The organism is Arthrobacter sp. yr096, assembly GCF_900108925.1.
Lineage (GTDB): Bacteria > Actinomycetota > Actinomycetes > Actinomycetales > Micrococcaceae > Arthrobacter.
Genome location: NZ_FNYI01000003.1, coordinates 73,220 through 91,094, shown reverse-complemented (window position 1 = coordinate 91,094; position 17,875 = coordinate 73,220). Strand labels below are relative to the sequence as shown.

17 protein-coding genes are annotated in these 17,875 nt (G+C 58.9%); 11 read left to right on the top strand and 6 right to left on the bottom strand.

Annotation, left to right across the window (positions count from 1 at the left end; all coding sequences use genetic code 11):
• Window positions 1–26: 26 nt before the first annotated feature.
• Window positions 27–326 (bottom strand): putative antibiotic biosynthesis monooxygenase, encoded by a 300-nt coding sequence (locus BMY91_RS08435; RefSeq protein ID WP_218143840.1) that lies wholly within the window; start codon window positions 324–326, stop codon window positions 27–29.
• A gap of 84 nt (window positions 327–410) precedes the next feature.
• On the opposite strand from BMY91_RS08435, the gene BMY91_RS08430 reads away from it, so the two are divergent.
• Both BMY91_RS08430 and BMY91_RS08425 read left to right on the top strand, forming a co-directional pair.
• Window positions 411–980 carry a TetR/AcrR family transcriptional regulator gene (locus BMY91_RS08430; RefSeq protein WP_090820863.1) on the top strand — a complete coding sequence of 190 codons (570 nt, stop codon included), beginning with the start codon at window positions 411–413 and terminating at the stop codon, window positions 978–980.
• Between the two features lie 159 nt (window positions 981–1,139).
• On the top strand, window positions 1,140–1,781 hold the full coding sequence (locus BMY91_RS08425) for an NADPH-dependent F420 reductase (protein WP_090820862.1): 642 nt from the start codon (window positions 1,140–1,142) through the stop codon (window positions 1,779–1,781).
• Between the two features lie 95 nt (window positions 1,782–1,876).
• Here BMY91_RS08425 and BMY91_RS08420 read toward each other — a convergent pair whose 3' ends face one another.
• Complete coding sequence (locus BMY91_RS08420; protein ID WP_143054051.1) at window positions 1,877–2,650, bottom strand: IclR family transcriptional regulator; 774 nt, start codon at window positions 2,648–2,650, stop codon at window positions 1,877–1,879.
• A gap of 292 nt (window positions 2,651–2,942) precedes the next feature.
• Here BMY91_RS08420 and BMY91_RS08415 point away from each other — a divergent pair, with 292 nt between their 5' ends.
• From BMY91_RS08415 to BMY91_RS08375, 9 genes are all read left to right on the top strand, one after another.
• Window positions 2,943–4,334, top strand: a complete 1,392-nt coding sequence (locus BMY91_RS08415; protein WP_090820859.1) for an NtaA/DmoA family FMN-dependent monooxygenase — start codon at window positions 2,943–2,945, stop codon at window positions 4,332–4,334.
• Window positions 4,331–5,425 carry an ABC transporter permease gene (locus BMY91_RS08410; protein ID WP_090820857.1) on the top strand — a complete coding sequence of 365 codons (1,095 nt, stop codon included), beginning with the start codon at window positions 4,331–4,333 and terminating at the stop codon, window positions 5,423–5,425. The genes BMY91_RS08415 and BMY91_RS08410 overlap by 4 nt, the downstream gene beginning before the upstream one ends.
• Complete coding sequence (locus BMY91_RS08405) at window positions 5,422–6,285, top strand: ABC transporter permease (protein ID WP_090820855.1); 864 nt, start codon at window positions 5,422–5,424, stop codon at window positions 6,283–6,285. The genes BMY91_RS08410 and BMY91_RS08405 overlap by 4 nt, the downstream gene beginning before the upstream one ends.
• Window positions 6,282–7,100, top strand: a complete 819-nt coding sequence (locus tag BMY91_RS08400; protein WP_177179875.1) for an ABC transporter ATP-binding protein — start codon at window positions 6,282–6,284, stop codon at window positions 7,098–7,100. The genes BMY91_RS08405 and BMY91_RS08400 overlap by 4 nt, the downstream gene beginning before the upstream one ends.
• Window positions 7,097–8,053 carry an oligopeptide/dipeptide ABC transporter ATP-binding protein gene (locus BMY91_RS08395; RefSeq protein WP_090820852.1) on the top strand — a complete coding sequence of 319 codons (957 nt, stop codon included), beginning with the start codon at window positions 7,097–7,099 and terminating at the stop codon, window positions 8,051–8,053. The genes BMY91_RS08400 and BMY91_RS08395 overlap by 4 nt, the downstream gene beginning before the upstream one ends.
• A gap of 51 nt (window positions 8,054–8,104) precedes the next feature.
• The gene (locus tag BMY91_RS08390; protein WP_090820850.1) at window positions 8,105–9,748 is read left to right on the top strand and encodes an ABC transporter substrate-binding protein; all 1,644 of its coding nucleotides are present in this window, start codon (window positions 8,105–8,107) and stop codon (window positions 9,746–9,748) included.
• A 9-nt stretch (window positions 9,749–9,757) separates the two neighbouring features.
• Window positions 9,758–10,279 carry a flavin reductase family protein gene (locus tag BMY91_RS08385; RefSeq protein ID WP_090820849.1) on the top strand — a complete coding sequence of 174 codons (522 nt, stop codon included), beginning with the start codon at window positions 9,758–9,760 and terminating at the stop codon, window positions 10,277–10,279.
• A 107-nt stretch (window positions 10,280–10,386) separates the two neighbouring features.
• Window positions 10,387–11,823, top strand: a complete 1,437-nt coding sequence (locus tag BMY91_RS08380) for an MFS transporter (RefSeq protein WP_090820847.1) — start codon at window positions 10,387–10,389, stop codon at window positions 11,821–11,823.
• Window positions 11,820–12,266, top strand: coding sequence for an NUDIX domain-containing protein (locus BMY91_RS08375; RefSeq protein WP_090820845.1), 447 nt, complete (start codon window positions 11,820–11,822; stop codon window positions 12,264–12,266). Before BMY91_RS08380 ends, BMY91_RS08375 begins: the two co-directional genes overlap by 4 nt.
• Before the next feature lie 152 nt (window positions 12,267–12,418).
• Here BMY91_RS08375 and BMY91_RS08370 read toward each other — a convergent pair whose 3' ends face one another.
• The 4 genes from BMY91_RS08370 to BMY91_RS08355 all read right to left on the bottom strand — a co-directional run bounded on the left by BMY91_RS08370 (window position 12,419) and on the right by BMY91_RS08355 (window position 17,680).
• Window positions 12,419–13,519 carry an NAD(P)-dependent alcohol dehydrogenase gene (locus BMY91_RS08370; protein WP_090820843.1) on the bottom strand — a complete coding sequence of 367 codons (1,101 nt, stop codon included), beginning with the start codon at window positions 13,517–13,519 and terminating at the stop codon, window positions 12,419–12,421.
• Window positions 13,520–13,549: 30 nt separating this feature from the next.
• Complete coding sequence (locus BMY91_RS08365) at window positions 13,550–15,001, bottom strand: aldehyde dehydrogenase (protein ID WP_090820841.1); 1,452 nt, start codon at window positions 14,999–15,001, stop codon at window positions 13,550–13,552.
• A gap of 80 nt (window positions 15,002–15,081) precedes the next feature.
• A complete protein-coding gene (locus BMY91_RS08360; RefSeq protein WP_090820839.1) occupies window positions 15,082–16,260 on the bottom strand; it encodes an MBL fold metallo-hydrolase in 1,179 nt (392 codons plus the stop codon).
• A 64-nt stretch (window positions 16,261–16,324) separates the two neighbouring features.
• Window positions 16,325–17,680 carry an MFS transporter gene (locus BMY91_RS08355; RefSeq protein WP_090820837.1) on the bottom strand — a complete coding sequence of 452 codons (1,356 nt, stop codon included), beginning with the start codon at window positions 17,678–17,680 and terminating at the stop codon, window positions 16,325–16,327.
• Window positions 17,681–17,875: the final 195 nt, after the last annotated feature.

The window sequence follows — 17,875 nt, the reverse complement described above, 5'->3', positions numbered from 1 at the left end:
ATGGCCGGGATGCTCCCGGCGGATTATTAGACGCGGCTGCCCCTGCGGCGCCTCGCAGCCCGGGTCATGCGGGCATGGAAGGACAAGAGCCGGGGTACAGCAAAGTAGACCGCTGTGGGGACCACCACAAGGGTCAAAACGAAAGCCCGTAAAACCGGTGGCCAAGCAGGAGCCAGGTCACCGAGCGCACTCATGCCCAGCGCTGCAAGCGGAAATATTGCCAGCCACGTAATGATTGCCCGGACATGGACTGAAGCCAGCCCCGGCGTGCGGTGGTGGTGGGCATCCGTCTCGTCCGCTGCCAACGCTTTGCCATCGTGCTCCATGTAATCTCCAAACTTTCACTTGGAATTGATGCTAGACCCACACGGTCGCAACTGCAAACAAACGTTTGGAGTTAGAATGGGCGCATGGCTTGGGACACAGAGGCAACTAAGGCGAAGCTACTGAACGCCGCCATCTCGGAATTCTCAGAGCGGGGATTCTCCGGTGGGCGCGTGCAAGAGATCTCAAAAAAGTCCGGAACCAACCCTGAACGCATCTACTTCTACTTCGGCAACAAGGCCAAACTCTTCGAAGCGGCCCTCACCCACGAACTGACAACGGCGTTGGAGGACCTGCCGATCAACGGCCAGGGCCCGATCGCCGTCGCGGATTTCGCTGGTCGATATTTCGACTTTGCCGTCAATCACCCAAGCCTGGCCCGCTTGACGTCCTGGGAGGGGCTGGAGCGGAACTCTCCCGCAGGCGCCAGGGTGCGCGCCCTGCAGGCAGCAAACAAAGTTACAGAAATACAAGCCGCACTCCCCGGCGCGACTGTTACCCAGGCGGAGGATCTCCTCCTTTCGATAGTGACCCTGTGCCACGCCTGGGTTTCCAGCCCCAACATCCACGAGGTAATTACCGGGCAGCTTGATCTGGAACGCAGGCGCCGGACCATCGTGAGGCACACCGAACTCATGGCTGGCGACACGCCTTAGCTGGACCTCAACCCCAGACTTGAGGCACCCCTCAAAAGAAACTACTTGACGCTTCAACCATTCTCGTCTATATTTAGTTGTAGCTTCAACCAATGATTCGAAACAGAGCAAAATCCCATGAAAAATTTACTCGCCCGCATACTCGGAAAGAAGACTCCCATGACCAACCTCACCATCATCGGAAACGGCAACATGGCACGGGGAATCGCCACCCGCGCCCTCGCAGGCGGCCTCACGGTCGAGATCCTCGGACAAGATGTCCTCAAGGCCCAGGAACTCGCTGCTGATCTGGGTGCAGGCGTCGCCGCTGGCACTACCGCCACTGCCCCGCAAGGAGCAATCGTCGTTCTTGCCGTTCCCTTCGAGGCAGCCAAGTCGATCGTCACTGCCTATGGCGACATGCTGGCCGGCAAGACGATCATCGACATCACCAATCCGGTGAACTTCGAAACCTTCGATTCCCTCGTTGTCGAACCCGGCACGTCAGCTGCAGAGGAAATCGCTGAGCTCGCTCCCGTGGGCGCCAGCGTCGTCAAGGCCTTCAACACGACCTTTGCCGGCACCCTGATTGCCGGCGAGTCCGGTGGCAAGCCGCTGGACGTCTTCATCGCAGGGGATAACGCAGAAGCCACCACCGCCGTCAGCACCTTCGTCAGCGCCGCCGGCATGCGCCCCTTGGTGGTCGGCCCCCTGAAGCGGGCTCGTGAGCTCGAGGGCTTCCAGTTCGTGCTGATGACCATGCAGGCCAATCCGGAGTTTGAGGACTTCAACTGGGACACCGGACTGCTGGTCACCCAGTAGCGCTCAGCGCAAAACAGAAGCGGACGACGGCGGGTAAGCACCCGCCGTCGTCCGCTCTTGTTTGTAAGGAAGTACCTAAGTGCCCGGCAAGGACCTCAGCTCAAGTCAGACAATGCGCTGGCCGTAGCCTGGAGTTCACTAACCAATTCCTTCACACGCCCTTGGGCCAGCCTTTCGCTCGGCGCTGCTACCGCCAAGGCATAGCTTGGCCGCGACTTGGATTCAACCAGGACAGCCACCCCACTGATACCGGGTTCACCCTCACCAAAGTTTGTGGCATAGCCACGCTTGGCCGTCTTTCGCAGGTGAACCTGAAGTTCGTCCCTGGTTGCGATGCTCTTGGCGTTCGCCTGAACCAGTTCTTCTGAAGGATACGTTTCCAGCAGTTTGTCCTCGGGAAGCTGGGCGAGCAGGAGCTTCCCCACAGAAGTGCAGTGCGCAGGCATGACAGCGCCAAGACGCGAGCCCACCCGCACCGCAGCAGCGGACTCGATGGACTCCACAAAAACGACCACCGGTCCCTGAAGGATGGCCAGGCTGACCGTTTCACCCACCCGTTCACTCAACTGCTCCAAGTACGGTCGCGCAAAGCTCCAGCGTGTTTCCGTGGGCAGGAGTGAATGCGCAATGGCCATCAACTCAGGACCCGGTTCATAACACCGGGTGTTTGAGTTCTGCACCACCATATGACTCACCTCAAGGGTGGTCAGCAGTCGGTGGGCCGTGGACGGAGAGACCGCGAGGGCTTCCGCTACGTCGGAGAGCCGGAGCTCGCGCCTCTCTTTGAACAGACCAAGGAGCCTGCCCGCATTGGCAACTGACTCGATGGGATAGCGAGCAGCCTTTGGCTGTATCGCTTCAACAGACACCAGAAAGCCTCCTTGTTGTTCTTCTCGACTGAACACCGCTTTCACCAGGCTCACGGCGTCCAGGGGCCACCTCTACCTCTCCAGCGACTGCGACGGAGGAGTAGATACGTTGTAGCCGTTCGGTCGAGCCTACGGGAGCTTCACCAGGTTTTCCACCCTTTTGCACAGAAAACTTTTCCTCCTGGCAGAAAAATCTGTTTTGCAGAAAATATTTCTGCAAAACGTTGACACCGTTGCTGGAGCCCCCTCACTGTTAGGTACTACCAACGCGGTGACCTAAGAAAGGACTAGCGTGAAACCACTCATCCTCGGGTTGTTCCAAACAGTGACACCGAACGGCACCTCCGGAAACAGCTGGCGCCACCCCGACAACACCACCGTCAATTACCGATCCCTGACCTACTGGACTTCGCTCGCTCAGCGTGCCGAGGCGGCAAAATTGGACTTCATCTTCCTTGCCGACTCCTTCGGCTACCCGTCCCTCAACGGAGTGGTACCGCAGGCAGCCATTGAAGACGCCGACCTCTCCCGGTCGGATCCGCTGGTGCTGGTGTCTGCTCTGGCGGCGGCGACAGAGCGCATAGGGCTGGTGCTGACGAGCGCAACGACCTATGACCTGCCGTACTCCAATGCCCGCCGTTTCGCTACCCTGGATCATTTTTCCAACGGCAGGGTGGGCTGGAACATCGTGACTGGGTCCTCTGCTGACACAGCCTCTGCCCTCTTCGGACTCGATCTAACCAAGCACTCGGACCGTTACGCCGTAGCCGACGATTACGTCGACCTAAGCCTCACTCTGTGGGAAGGTGCATGGCAAGACGGAGCCGTAAAAGCGGACAAGGAAGCAAGGGTCTATGCCGATGCTTCCATGGTCCACCCCGTGGAGTACGTCGGACCCTACTTTTCCTGCCATGGCATGTTTACTGTGGAGCCGACCCCCCAGCGCACCCCAGTGCTTTTTCAGGCAGGCACATCTGAACGTGGCAAGGAGTTCGCAGCACGCAACGCCGAGTGCGTCTTCCTCCAAGGCACCACCGCTCCGGCCGTTGCCGCCAACGTCAAGGACATCCGTGACAGGGCGGAGGCAGCCGGCCGAGACCGTGACTCGATCAAGATTCTTGTCGGCGTCACGCTGCTCACCGACCCTGATCCAGACCAGGCACGCCTCAAGGCAGCAGAACTCGCCGAATACTCATCGGATGTGGCTGGAGCAGTCAGATTCGCGTTCAATACCGGCATCAATCTCCTTGACCTGGATCCGGATTCCACCTTGGAAGGAATGACCAGCGAGGTTGGGCAGTCCAATATTGACCGATACCAAGCCACACAAGACCACCCTGCCGCCACAGTGCGCGAGATCCTCGCGGAATTCCGCACACGAGGCCTTCGTGGCTTGATCCTGGCGGGCACTCCTGACGAGGTAGTGGAACAGATGACGGACTACGTCGCAGAGACCGGCATCGACGGGTTCATGATTGAGTCCCATCTCAGTCCAGGTACGCACGACGACATCTTCGAGCACCTGCTGCCAAGGCTGCGTGAACGGGGCCTGTTCCGCGAAGAGTACGAGGAAGAAACCCTTCGGGAACGGCTTTTTGGTCTTGGCCAGAGACATTTGCGTGACGACCACCGCGGCGCCTCGTTCAGGGCCGGGCAAAAGACTCCCGTGTCAACCGCGCCATGAGTACCGCAACTTCCCTCGCTCTTCCCACGCTGGCTGTGGATCCTCCCCCAGCACAGCCCCGGCGAGGCTCCAAGGGGCGCCTCGTCCGGGCAATAGCCATCCGATCCGCGGGAGCCGTCTTCGTCATCTGGGGCGTTGTCACGGTGACATTCTTCCTATCCCGCATAGTTTCCCCCTCTCCCACGACTCTCCTCGTTCCAGCGGATGCCACCCCTGAGATACGCGCCGCAATCGAACATGACTTGGGGCTTGACCAGTCACTTTGGGATCAGTATTTGCGCTTTCTGCAGTCCCTGCTAAAAGGGGACTTGGGCACATCGTTCATGACGGGACGGCCCGTCGCCGACGACCTGGCATCGCGGTTGCCCGCAACATTGGAGCTCGGGACGTCGGCCCTGGTGATCGGCATCATCGTGGGAATCCTGCTGGGTGTGGTGGCGGCAGTACACCGTGACCGCTTCCTGGATCACAGCATCAGGGCATTGACGGTCGCCGCACTGGCCATGCCACAGTTCTGGCTTGGCCTCGTGCTGCTGTCACTCTTCTTCGTGAGTCTGGGAATCCTGCCGGGACCCATCGGCCGCTTGCCCTTTGGTGTCGCCCCACCACCAGCTTTGACTGGCTGGTATGTCCTCGATGCTGCTTTCTCCGGCCAATGGTCAACAGCGGGTGTTGCCATCACGCACCTGGTCCTGCCAGTAGTGACTCTGATGTTCGGGGTGTTCTCCCCTATCACCCGCGTTACCCGAACCGCCATGGTTGGGGCGCTGGAAAGCCAGTACGTGCGAAATGCCAGGGCGCTTGGCTTCCCAAACTCCGTGGTCCATTTCCGCTATGCCCTCAGAAATGCCGTACTTCCAGTTATCACCATGATCGCCAACGCTGTGGCCTTCGCCTTCGCGGGTGCTGTGCTTGTTGAGAGCGTCTTCGGCTGGCCTGGCGTGGGCCAATACGCCCTCAACGCCATCCAGCAATCGGACTTTCCGGCTTTGCAGGGCTTCGTGCTCTATTCAGCCATCCTTTACGTGCTCATTTACACGGCGGTAGATGTCGCTTACCGCCTCGCTGACCCGAGGATCCGAACCTCATGAACCACTTAGATCGTCCGGTAACGTTAGCCGCCCCCAGTCGTAGATCCCAACGCATCAAATTCACCAGTGTCAATATTCCGCTGACTCTTGGTCTGCTGCTCATGGGCGCACTGGTCCTTGTCGCACTGATCGGACAGGTCTGGACCCCCTTCGATCCTCAAGCCACAGGCGTGGGCGTCCCCTTTTCCCCACCTGACTCCCAGCATTGGTTTGGCACCGACGCCGTCGGCGCCGACATCTTCTCCAAGACGTTGGCCGCAACCGCGACAGACTTTGGCGTCACTCTGGTCAGCGTGGGGCTTGCTTTCCTCGCCGGCGGCCTGATTGGCGCCGTGACCGGTTTCGTGGGTGGCATCTTCGACACAATTGTGATGCGCCTGGTGGAGATACTCCAGGCTTTTCCGCCTCTATTGCTCGCGATGCTCATTGTCGTTACCACCGGGCCTGGAATAACAAACGTTGTGATCGTGATCATGATCGTCGGTATCCCCGGATACCTCCGGTTGGCCCGGGCCGAAGTGCTCAGCCAGAAGACTATGGAATATGCAGATGCGGCCCGCATGGTGGGCCATTCCGGGGCAGGGGTGCTCCTCCGTCATCTTGTCCCGAACACTCTTAGCCCCCTCATTTCCTTCGCAGCGGTTAACGCAGCGTGGGTGGCCATCATTATCTCGAGCCTTGGATTTATCGGCGTAGGGATCGAGCCTGGCAGTCCCGAGTGGGGCTCCATGATTGCCGCTGGCCGAAACGACATCGATTCATGGTGGATCTCGCTCTTCCCGGGGGTTGCCATCATCATCCTCGCCTGTGCCTTCTATCTAGTGGGCGATGGCCTGACCGACAGGGAGCACAAATCGTGAAGTCAGCGGCAAAATCCCCACACATTCTCATAGAAGGCCTCAGCGGAGTGTTCCGCACCCGTGACGGCTCCGAAGTCCCGGTCCTTCATGACGTATCCTTCGTTGTACCGCGGGCCGGGGTCACCGCCCTCGTAGGCGAAACCGGCAGTGGAAAGTCATTGACGGCCCTGAGCGTGCTTGGACTGAACTCCCACGGATTCAAGCGCACCGCTGGCCGGATTGTGGTGGACGGCAAAGATATCTCCGCCTGGACCGACAAACAAATGCAATCCGTGCGAGGACAGCTGCTGGGCACGGTCTTCCAAGATGCAAAGGCATCTCTAAACCCTGTCATGACAATTGGCCGCCAGCTTGAGGACGCTGCCCGGCTGGGCGTGAAAATAGGCCGGGCAGAGGCCCGCCGACTTGCAGTTGCGTCCTTAAAATCAGTACAAGTCACCGAACCCGAGCAACGCATGCGTCAGTATGCACATCAGATATCAGGAGGAATGGCCCAAAGGGTAGCACTGGCTTTGGCCTTGGTGCGTCGGCCATCGTGCTTGATCCTTGATGAGCCCACAACCGGCCTGGACGTGACAATCCAGAGCGAAATCATCGACCTTGTTGCGAAACTCACCGCTGAAGAGAACCTTACGACGTATCTCATCACCCATGATCTCGGCGTAGTAGCGAAAATTGCTTCCAATGTGGTGGTCATGCATTCGGGGCGTGTCCTCGAACAGACAACTACCAAGGAATTCTTCGAAAACCCACAACACGAGTACTCGGCGCGGCTCATCGCTGCCAGCAGGCTCGGAGAGGAACGGACGCGATGATGACGGCGCCCAGCTTGGCAGTAGACAGCCTGCGCAAAACCTTTCCCGTAGATCATGGGGAGATCATCGCCGTCGACTCCATATCCTTCTCCGTAAGACCGGGAGAGACTCTGGCAGTGGTGGGCGAGAGCGGTTCAGGCAAGTCCACTCTCGCACGGTGCATAGTCCGCATGACTGATCCGGATACGGGGCGCATCGTGGTTGCGGGCAACGATATTGGGCCGGCAGCCCCACGCCGTTCGGCTCGCGAAGCATACGCAGACATCCAAATGGTCTTTCAGGATCCGCATGCCTCCCTCAACCCACGAATGAAGATCGGCGCCATACTTGATGAGCCCTTGCGGCTGCACACCCGCTTGAACGCCGCCGAGCGACGGGAACGCGTAGCCGACCTGCTACGGCTCGTCGAATTGCCTGAGTCAATAGCACACAGGCTTCCGCGGGCACTGAGTGGCGGACAACGGCAAAGGATTGGAATTGCACGTGCAATTGCCGTCGAGCCGAAAGTCATCATCCTGGATGAGCCCACAGCCTCGTTGGACGTCTCGACGCGGCGCCAAATCCTCGACCTCCTCAGCGACCTGCAAAACCGCACTGGAATGGCCTATTTACTCATCAGCCACGACCTTGAAGCGGTTCAGTATATGGCGGACCGGGTCATGGTGATGTATCTGGGGCGGGTTGTGGAAGAAGGTCCCGCAGATGCCGTCCTCAAAGACCCCCGCCACCCTTACACCAAGGCATTGCGGGACGCCTCACCCGTAGCTGCCCTCACGCAACCTGTCAGGGAGGTCCGGTTAACGGGGGAAACTCCGAAATTGATCGGAGACCGCAAAGGCTGCGTCCTGGCCGGTCGCTGCCCCATGTCTCAAGCCTCCTGTACTGAGGCAACGCCGATGCTGCTGACCGTTGCTTCCGGCCACCGCGCCGCCTGCCACGTCATCAACCCCTGACGCGCCCACCCCCAAAAACAAAGCCCCCAACACACCCACCCGAGGAACCCCATGCCCAATTTACGTGTCAAGGCCCTCACAGGCATGGCCGCGCTTGCGGCCGGAGCAGTAGCGATCACACTTACCGCATGCACCCCCCAGACGTCGACGCCTACGGCATCGGCTCCTGATTCGTTGTCTGTCGCATGGCCAAACGACGCCACGACGCTCGATCCAGCCTGGTCGGCAACGGATCAGAACAACGAAGTTTCGATGAACGTTTACCAGACTCTCGTCGGCTACGAATACACGGACGGAGAGGACGGCTCCAAGGTCGCTCAAGGTATCGGAATTACTCCGGGGCTAGCCGAAAGCTGGACTGTCAGCGGGTCAACGGTCACGTTCGATCTTCGCGACACCGTGAAGTTCTACCCGAGCGGAAACCCCTTGACCTCCGCTGACGTTAAGTTCTCCCTTGAACGAAACCTTGGCGCAACTGGCGGGCCTGAATTGAACGGCAGTGGCATCTACTCTGCCGATCAAATCGAAATCGTAAATACGTCCACCGTTGCCTTGCACTACACAGATGCCCAAGGGAATCCGGTTCCTGCCTCTCCGGCTTCCATCGCTGCCCTGCGGTTTGCAACGTACGGCATCATCGATTCGTCGGTGGCGCTGGGCCACGCCACGCCCACCGACCCGGATGGTGGTGATTGGCTTGCCAAAAACGTCGCCGGCACCGGACCCTACTTCATCGAGAGCCGAACCCCAGGACAAAATCTGACGTTAAAATCAGTTCCCGATGTTTGGAGCGGGCCACCTGCTTTCTCCACAGTTCGGATCAACGTAGTCAATGACGCCAATGTCGCCTCCCTGCTCAAGGGCAACACGGTAAACATTGGTCTATACGGACTGACCCCAAAGGATGTGAACTCCCTCCGTAACTCCGGGTTCCGCGCAGTGCATGCGCAGACACAGAACTATCTTGAGCTGCAGTTGGCATCAGATACCGGTCCACTTGCCGATCCCTTGGTACGCCAAGCAATTGCGCACGCTCTTCCTTACGACAAAATCGTAGAGCAGGTGTACTTCGGCGACGCACAGCGGTCGCTCTCCTTTGTCAGTCCTCATGCCTCGGGTTATGCACCGGCGTGGGAAAAGTACGGCGATGCCCAGAAGGCACAACAACTCATGGACAAGGCTGGAAATCCAAAGGTGTCGATCTCTCTGCAATACAGCAACGAGTCAGGAACCTATGAATCCGCAGCCCTGCTTATCAAGGATGCCCTTGGAAAAATCGGCATTAACGTCACCCTTGAATCCCAGACAACGAGCACGGTGTTGTCATCAATCCTCGCCAGGGGATCGGGTCAGGCAGCAACACCTGCCGCAGACATGATTCTGTTCAACATTTCTGTCTATTTGGAGGATCCCAAGGCACCCACAAATCTGTGGGCAGATTCTAAAGGCGTCCTGAATTTCCCTCATTTCGCTGTCCCCCAGGTAGACGAACTGCAAAAAACCTGGGCGGCGCAGGCTCCCGGGGCGGAACGCGATCAGGCATACCGCACTATCCAGGAGATCGCCGCCGACGACGCCTCGTTCCTTCCCATCGCAACCATCGGCCGGTCCATCGTCAGCGTCCCAGGCATCACCGGCATCACCTTCCAACCCGAAATCGGTGTGCGTTACAGCACCCTCATCCCCAGTAAGTAGGTACTAACGATGAACACTTCTTCACAGCTCGCCCAACACGCATCCAGCATCGACGCACGCCGCTTCCGTGACACCTTGGGACACTACGCATCGGGGCTGACCATTGTCACAGGTGACGACGATGGCGAGCCCCTGGGTTTCACCTGCCAATCCTTCTACAGCGTCTCAGTCGAACCGCCGCTGATTTCATTCAGTGTCATGAAGACCTCAACCACTTACCCTCGGATCCGCAGTACCGGGAAATTCGCCGTCAACGTGCTGGCCCACCACCAGCACTCGATCGCAAATCAATTTGCCCGCTCAGGAACGGACAAGTGGGCTGGTATCACTTGGGAACCGACATCAAGCGGAAATCCGATCTTGGCAGACAGCCTGATCTGGATCGATTGCACCATTCACGCTGAGTACGAAGCTGGCGACCACTTCATAGTTGTCGGGGCTGTCAACGAACTCATCAGCGCTGACGCGGGTCAAGCCGAACCGCTCTTGTTCTTCAAGGGGCAGTACCGGCACCTGCAGACCACGGACTAATTCAGTGTGTGTCTCCCGACTGCTCAGCGTCATCGCAGTCGGGAGACACACCCTTATCCACACCACTAGGTCCAGAAAACGCAGTCACATCCTCCCGGAGACGCCACATGACCGAAATATCAGGAACACTCACCACCGATCCCGCCACTAAGCGTCACTGGATAGCGCTGGTCGTTATTTCCCTTGCCCAGCTGATGGTAGTTTTCGATGCTTCGATCATGAACGTCTCCCTGCCGCAGGCCCAACAGGACCTCGGGTTCAGCGACGACGGCCGTCAATGGGTCATCACCTCATATAGCCTCACATTTGGTGCCTTGCTACTCCTGGGCGGACGCCTTTCGGACTGCTGGGGGCATGGACGCGCATTCACCATAGGACTGCTGGGGTTCGGGGCGGCTTCGGTGCTCGGAGGACTTGCCCCCACCATTGAGTTCCTCATTGCGGCACGTGTTACACAGGGTGCCTGCGCAGCAATTCTCGCCCCGGCGGCCCTGACCCTACTTTCGCTCACCTTCGCCAAGGGGCGTGAACGGGCCAGAGCTGTTGGCGTATTCAGCGCGGTGGCCGGCGCCGGGGGTGGCATCGGCATGCTCCTCGGGGGCACCCTCACAGAATTCACATCATGGCGGTGGACCCTATTGGTGAACGCATTCTTCGCCGCAGCGGCACTCGCCGGCAGGATCATTTACATAAAAGAACCCCGTGCTCAAGCCCAAGCGGATCGGCTGGATATCTCCGGACTCCTGATGGTCTCAGCCGGCCTGGCAAGCCTCGTGTTTGGATTCAGCAGAGCCGAAACCATGGGCTGGGGACACGTTTCCACTATCAGCTCAATCGTTGCCGCTCTCGCCCTGCTAACAACGTTCGCCATCATAGAAAGCCGCGCCGGCTCTCCACTGCTTCCCCTGCACGTGCTCCTGAACCGCAACCGCGGTTCTGCATATCTCAGCGGAGCCTTGGCGTCAGCCGTTCTCTTCACCCAGTTCCTACTTCTGTCCTATTATCTGCAGTCAATTCTTGGCTTCACACCCCTGTGGTGCGGTATAGCTTTCCTCCCGGTAGTGCTCTGCCTGATCATCGGTTCCAGCTTTGCCGGCCCCAGGCTCATGCGCAGGATCCCTACGCAAATGCTCATGGGAACGGGCTATTTAGTCAGCGGCGCGGGCCTACTGTGGCTAACCGGGATTACGACCGATAACACCTACCCAACAGTCGTGCTCCCTGCGAGCCTCTTGATCGGGCTTGGCACGGGCACTGCCTTTACCTGCTCCATAGTGCTCGCCACTGATGGCGTGCAACCAAAAGACCTTGGTATCGCATCGGCCGTAGTCAATACTTCGCAGCAAGTGGGAGGGGCTGTAGGAACCGCCCTTCTCAGTTCCCTTGCGGCGGGTGCCGCCGCAACTGCTGCCCAGGGTCAGGCTAGTTCCGCTGCAGCCGTTGCCGGCTATGTGCTCGCCTTTCAATGGGCATCAGGTTTCATGGCGCTCGCGGCCATCATCTCCTTCGCACTGATGCGCCGTGCCCCCGAGGATTCTGAGTGAGCCAACATTCCATGGAAGTGTGTCCTGCCATTCCACTGTCAAGGACCGTGGTGGCCGTCGTCCTGGAATGGCGGGGAAAAATAGCGCTGTTCAAACGAAGTCATCTCCTCAGCCACGATCAAGGCTTATGGCACTGCATCACTGGGTATGTAGAAGAAAACACACCAGCACACCGACAAGTCATCGACGAACTTTTCGAAGAAACAGGTCTCCGCACCGAAGACCTTCACAGCCTGCGCAAGGGACCCGACTTAGTCATCAATGATGCACGAAACCAAGCCTGGAGAATCCACACCTACGTAGCCCATACAAAAAATCGCCGCCTAAGGATCGACTGGGAACACGACACCTACCGATGGACTTCGCCAAGCAAAACCAAACGCTTCACCAACCGGGTCCCCTGGTTGGACGCCATCCTCCAAGCCAACGGATACGTCATCTGAACCCATGACGGGCAGGGCCTTGCGAGCAGAGCGGACGACGGCGGGTGTCCACCCGCCGTCGTCCGCTTCTATCTGTATTACCCCTGGCAATGAAAATCCTGTCACCGGGGCGGCGAACTTGTGGTTCACCGCCCCGGATGGTTCAGGTTCCCCTAGAACACAATGACCGGCTTGATCACGTGCCCCTTGGCGGAGTCCTCGAACCCCTGGTTGATCTGGTCCAAGGTGTAGTTCTGCATCAGCTTGTCCATGGGGAACCTGCCTTCCTTCCACAACTCAATGAGCTTTGGGATGAAGACCTGCGGCACGGAGCTTCCCTGAATGATGGTCTTGAAAGTCCACCCCTTGACCAACGAAAGGCCGATCTCGAACGTGACTTCCGTTCCGGGCTTGGCAGCACCTACCAGTGCGAGGGTTCCGCGCAGCGCGATGGCATCCGCCGCTTGGCGAAGCAATTCCGGACGCGCCGTTGTGTCCACGACGTAGTCAGCCCCACGCCCGTCAGTGAGGCGAAGGATCTCCTCAGTCAGGTCCTGCTCAGTGGTGTTGATGACATCCGTCGCGCCAAGTTCCTTGGCGAGATCGAGGCGGGACGTGTGGATGTCCACAGCAATGATCCGAGCACAGCCTGCAACGGATCCGGCCATGATGGCACCGGAACCGACGGCGCCGGTCCCGATGACCACCAGCGTACTGTTCAGCCGGGGCTTAAGTTCATTCAGAACTGCGCCGGCGCCCGTCTGGATGCCGCAGCCCAGCGGAGCAACAATCTCCAGCGGGACATCAGCCCCAACCCTGACCACGCTCTCCTCCACGACGTTGGCGTACGTGGCGAAGGAGGACTGGCCGAAGAAGTGTGAGGAGATTACTTCTCCATCCTTGCTGAGCGCTGTGGTGCCGTCAGGTCGACGTCCACCGAAATCCGCCGCGAAAAGGTTTTCGCAGTATGCCATCTCTCCAGACCGGCAGCGATCGCATTTGCCGCAATAGGCAGCTGCGAGCAGTACGTGGTCGCCGGGCTGAACGGTGGTTACTGAACTGCCGATCCGCTCAACAACTCCGGCACCCTCATGCCCGAGGACAGCGGGTAACGGAGTGGGGTACACCTGGTCGCGGACAATCGCATCCGTGTGACACACACCTGATGCCACCATTTTGACCAGGACTTCGTTAGGTCGGAGTTCGTCGAGTTCGAGGTCCTCAATACTGAGCGGCTGGTGCGGCTCTCTGGCCACTGCTGCGGTTACCTGCATGGTCTGTCTTTCTCTACGTCGGGGCTGGCTTTAGAAGGGGTACTGCTGGTCGGACTGCTCCACCGTGATCCATTTGAGTTCTGTGAATTCGTTGATGACTGCCCGTCCATCGAATCGGCCGTAGCCACTGTTCTTCATGCCGCCGTAAGGAGCTTGGGCCTCGTTCTGCACTGTTGCACCGTTGACATGCACGTGACCTGCCTGAATTTGCATGGCAACCTGCAGGGCCCGGGTGCTGTCCTTGCCGAAGACTGCCGCTGCCAGCCCGTACTCGGTGTCGTTGGCAACCTGGACAGCTTCTTCGACGCCGGAGACGCGGACTACCGTAGTGATGGGACCGAAGGTTTCCTGGTCGTAGATGGACATCTCCGGGCTGACCTTGTCCACAATAGTGGCGGGCATGGAGGCGCCGTTGGCGCGCTCCCCCACTACGAGTTCAGCACCCTTTGCCAGTGCGTCGTCAATGAGTCCGTTGATGCGGGTACCGGATTCTTCCCGAATCATGGGGCCAACGATGCAGGTCTCGTCGGTGAGCGGATCTCCGGCGCCCAACTGAGCTGCCCGAGCAGCGAACTTTCCGACGAACTCATCGGCAATCTTCTCATCCACCACGAAACGCTCGGTGGACATACAGATCTGGCCTTGGTACAGGAAAGACCCAAAAACGGCAGCATTGACTGCGCCATCAATATCGGCGTCATCAAGGACCACGAACGGAGCCTTGCCGCCGAGTTCCAGCAGAACCGGCTTCAGGTAGCGGGCAGCCTTCTCAGCGATGATGCGCCCCACCGTGGTGGATCCGGTGAAGTTGATTCGCCGGACTGCCGGATGCGCGATGATTGCTTCCACCACACGATCCGAGTCTTCCGCGGTGCTGGTCAGGAAGTTCAGGACACCGGCCGGAAGCCCCGCTTCATGCAGGACCTCGGCAATGATGGCGTGGGTCTTCGGGCTGGTCTCCGAGGCCCGGAATACTACCGAGTTTCCACAGACGATCGGGTAGGCGATGGCGCGCGCGGCGAGGACACCTGCTCCATTCCACGGTGCCATGCTGAGTACCACGCCTGCGGGCTGACGGACGGTCATGGAGAGGGTTCCGGGCTTATCGGTGGGGAGGGTTTCGCCCTGGATCTGGCTGGCAAGGCCTGCTGCCTCACGGAAAAGCTGGGCTGTCAGGAAGACGTTGAAACCAGCCCAAAGACCAGCGGCGCCAACTTCGGACATCATGGTCTCGATAAACTCGGGCCCGCGACGCTCCATGATTTCGGCGGCTTTCAACATGACCGCACGCCGTTCGCTGGGTCCAGTGGTGGACCAGGAAGTGAATGCTTTCGACGCCGATTCCACGGCATCCAGCGCATCGTCTACGCCCGCAGCAGCGCTTTCCGTCACCAACGCCCCAGTCACCGGGTGCCGCCGTTCAAACGTCTTTCCTTCGCGTCCGTTGCGGGGCTCGTTGTCAATGATGAGTTGCGTTTGCAAGGTATCTCCTTATTTATCCGTTGGTTGAATTGCTGTGTCGTAGCGCTGCCGAAGCGATCTGCCGGGCGCCGGCGTTGGTGTTACCTGCGTCGCTTCCCGATGCCGATTTGCATCAGGTCGTCACCGACAACGAGCCTCCCTGAGAAAGAACGTCCTGCCTCCAACCAGCGGTTTTTGGGGTTGTCCGCCGGCGCTAGGTGCGAGAGCACTAGAGTTTTTACTCCAGCGTTCTCGGCAACGACGCCAACTTCCTCAATGCTTGTGTGAGAGTTGATCAGGTGATGGATCTTCGCCTCCTGGGCAGGTGTAGGCGGTGAAGGGAACAGACTCTCCACCCATCGGGGGTCAATGACTTCGTGCACCAATATGTCCGCGCCTTGGGCCAGGCGTATGAGATTGTCCGAGTAGGCAGTGTCGCCAGAGAAGACGACGGATCCTTCGGCCGTGTCAAAGCGGTAGGCAAGCGCGGGGTAAACCGGGGGGTGCTTGACAAGTGTCGCCGTCACGCGGACATTCTCGTCTTCGTATACATGCAAAGGCTCCATTGGCGGCGCCGGATCGACGTCGGGGTTTACGACCAGCCCAGGCGGAACCACGACCTCAGACACGTTGATCAATGTATGCGGGTCCGGCTTGAGGCTGTCCCTCATGTTGTCATTTAAGTCAGCCGCGTATGCCTGGTAGACATACTCAGTCATATCGGAGATCCCGGGGGTCGGGTTCTCGGGATTTATTACCGGCGGAGTGTCCGTAGCGCTCGGTGATAGTGGCACGAGCTTCCCCCTGCTTCCGGGGCCAAACACTTGGACAGGCTTCTTGCGCACGGCAAGACCATCAGTCGAGCCGAAGATTAGGAGTGACGGGTAGTCAATCAGATGGTCTGAGTGCATGTGGGTAATGAACACGCCCTCTAGTCCCTCCAGGCCGGAAAATTCCTTCTGGGTACCCAAGCCTGCTTGAAGGTAACGTCGGGCCCAACCGTCTCCGCAATCAATCAGATATACGGCATCACCCACTGCCAGCGCGGAAGAAATTCCTTGTCGCTCCGTCCCACCCCAAAAGGTCCTTCCAGCAGCAGTACCTAGAAGTGCAAGTCTGGTGTGATAGTCACGGGCGTTGCCCAGATCCTTCATATAATCCCCGGCCGCAACAGCCGGTGCCGTCATGCTTGAGACCAGGGCCGCTCCCCCAGCGACTCCAGCTAGTCCAAGCAGCGATCTTCTTGAAACTCCGGAAAATTGCGAGATCACGTCGCACATAACACGTCAGTCCTTAGTATGAGGTCTCGGGCACGGATGCTCTTGACGGCCGGGCACTGTCGTCTCAATGCGCAACAGGGTTGTCGGATACTGTCGCAGCAGTTCCGCCTGCTTTCGCGTCGGACCCATGCGGAGAACTCCTTGGCACGGCCAGCACGGCCACCACACCTATGGCAGCGGCGATGGCCCAAATGGAGAAGTTGATGAAGTTCCCCAGTGAGGCTGCCACCAGGACGCCGCCACCGGAGATGGCGAGGACAGCGCCAATGCGCCCGATTCCCAAGGTGATGCCCAAAGCGGTGGCCCGGGTGGCGCCGGAGAAATAGGTAGCCACAAATCCGTTGACGAGGATCTGCGCACCAACAGAGCCGAAGCCCACCACTCCCACCAGGAAATACATGACGACGAGCGGCATGATGCCGGTGCCCATAAGGACAAGCGCAACGCCGGAACAAGCAAACGAAATCGCAGTGACGTTCCGCGGCCCGAATTTGTCAGCCAGGCGGGAAGACACGAGAACGCCCACCACGGCCCCGATGTTAACGGTCAGGAGGAAGGACAACGATGAGGCCAGCGAGTAGTTGGCGATGACCATCAGTTGGGGAAGCCACGTATTCAGGCCGTAGACCAACGTCTGTCCGCAGATGCCGGCAACGCAGAAGAGGATCATGGCTCCGAGCAGCCGGCCCGTCAGCAGCGTACGGAACCTGCCCTTAGCCGGTGTGTCGCCATCTGCACGCTCCGGCGGCAGTTGTTCCAGGCCATAGTCGGCGATGATCATTTCGGCCTCACTCCGGCGCCCCTTCGCGGCGAGGAAGGCGGGTGATTCCGGCAGGAGCTTGAAGAGCAATGGAACTACGGCAACCAGCGGGATTCCGCCCAGTGCAAGCATGCCCTGGAATCCCAAAGTGGACAGGAAGGCGAGGGAAAGCAGGGCAGCTAGGATGCCACCCACGGCGTATCCAGAGAACATCAGTGCGTTGTTGAAGTTGCGCCTGTTCGACTTTGAAAACTCCACTGTCAAGGCGATAGCCGTCGGAATCACACCACCGAGGCCGAGGCCGGCCAGGAAGCGGAAGAGGCCAAACAGTTCGGGAGTTGGAGCCCACGCGGTCAGGAGCATCAAGAGGGAGAAGGAAGCGATGGAGACCATCATGACCTTCCGGCGACCGACAATATCCGTGAGATAGCCGATCAGGATGGCGCCGATAAACATACCTGCCAGCGCATAGCTGCCGATGGCACCTGTTTGCACTGCAGTAAGACCCCACGGCTCGTAGGCCAGGAGTTTCGGAACGATCGCACCGTAAACGACCAGATCATAACCATCAAAAACGATGGCGAGGAAGCAGAGAAAAATGACGACGCCCGCGGATTTGCGGGGGGTAACCGTTGTTGAGGCTGGCGATTGAAAAGCCATTTGGAGCTCCAGGTGAAGTACACGACATTGTGGTGGTTCCAGGGATGGGATGGCGGTCTACTGTGACCTGACCCACAAACAAATGTAACATTAACTCGTTGCGCGTCAAGAGAACTGTTGCATGTTTCTTCAAGCATCGACCCGGATCTCATCTTGACCGGACGCGTAACGCCCAAGTGTTGCTCGTACCTATAC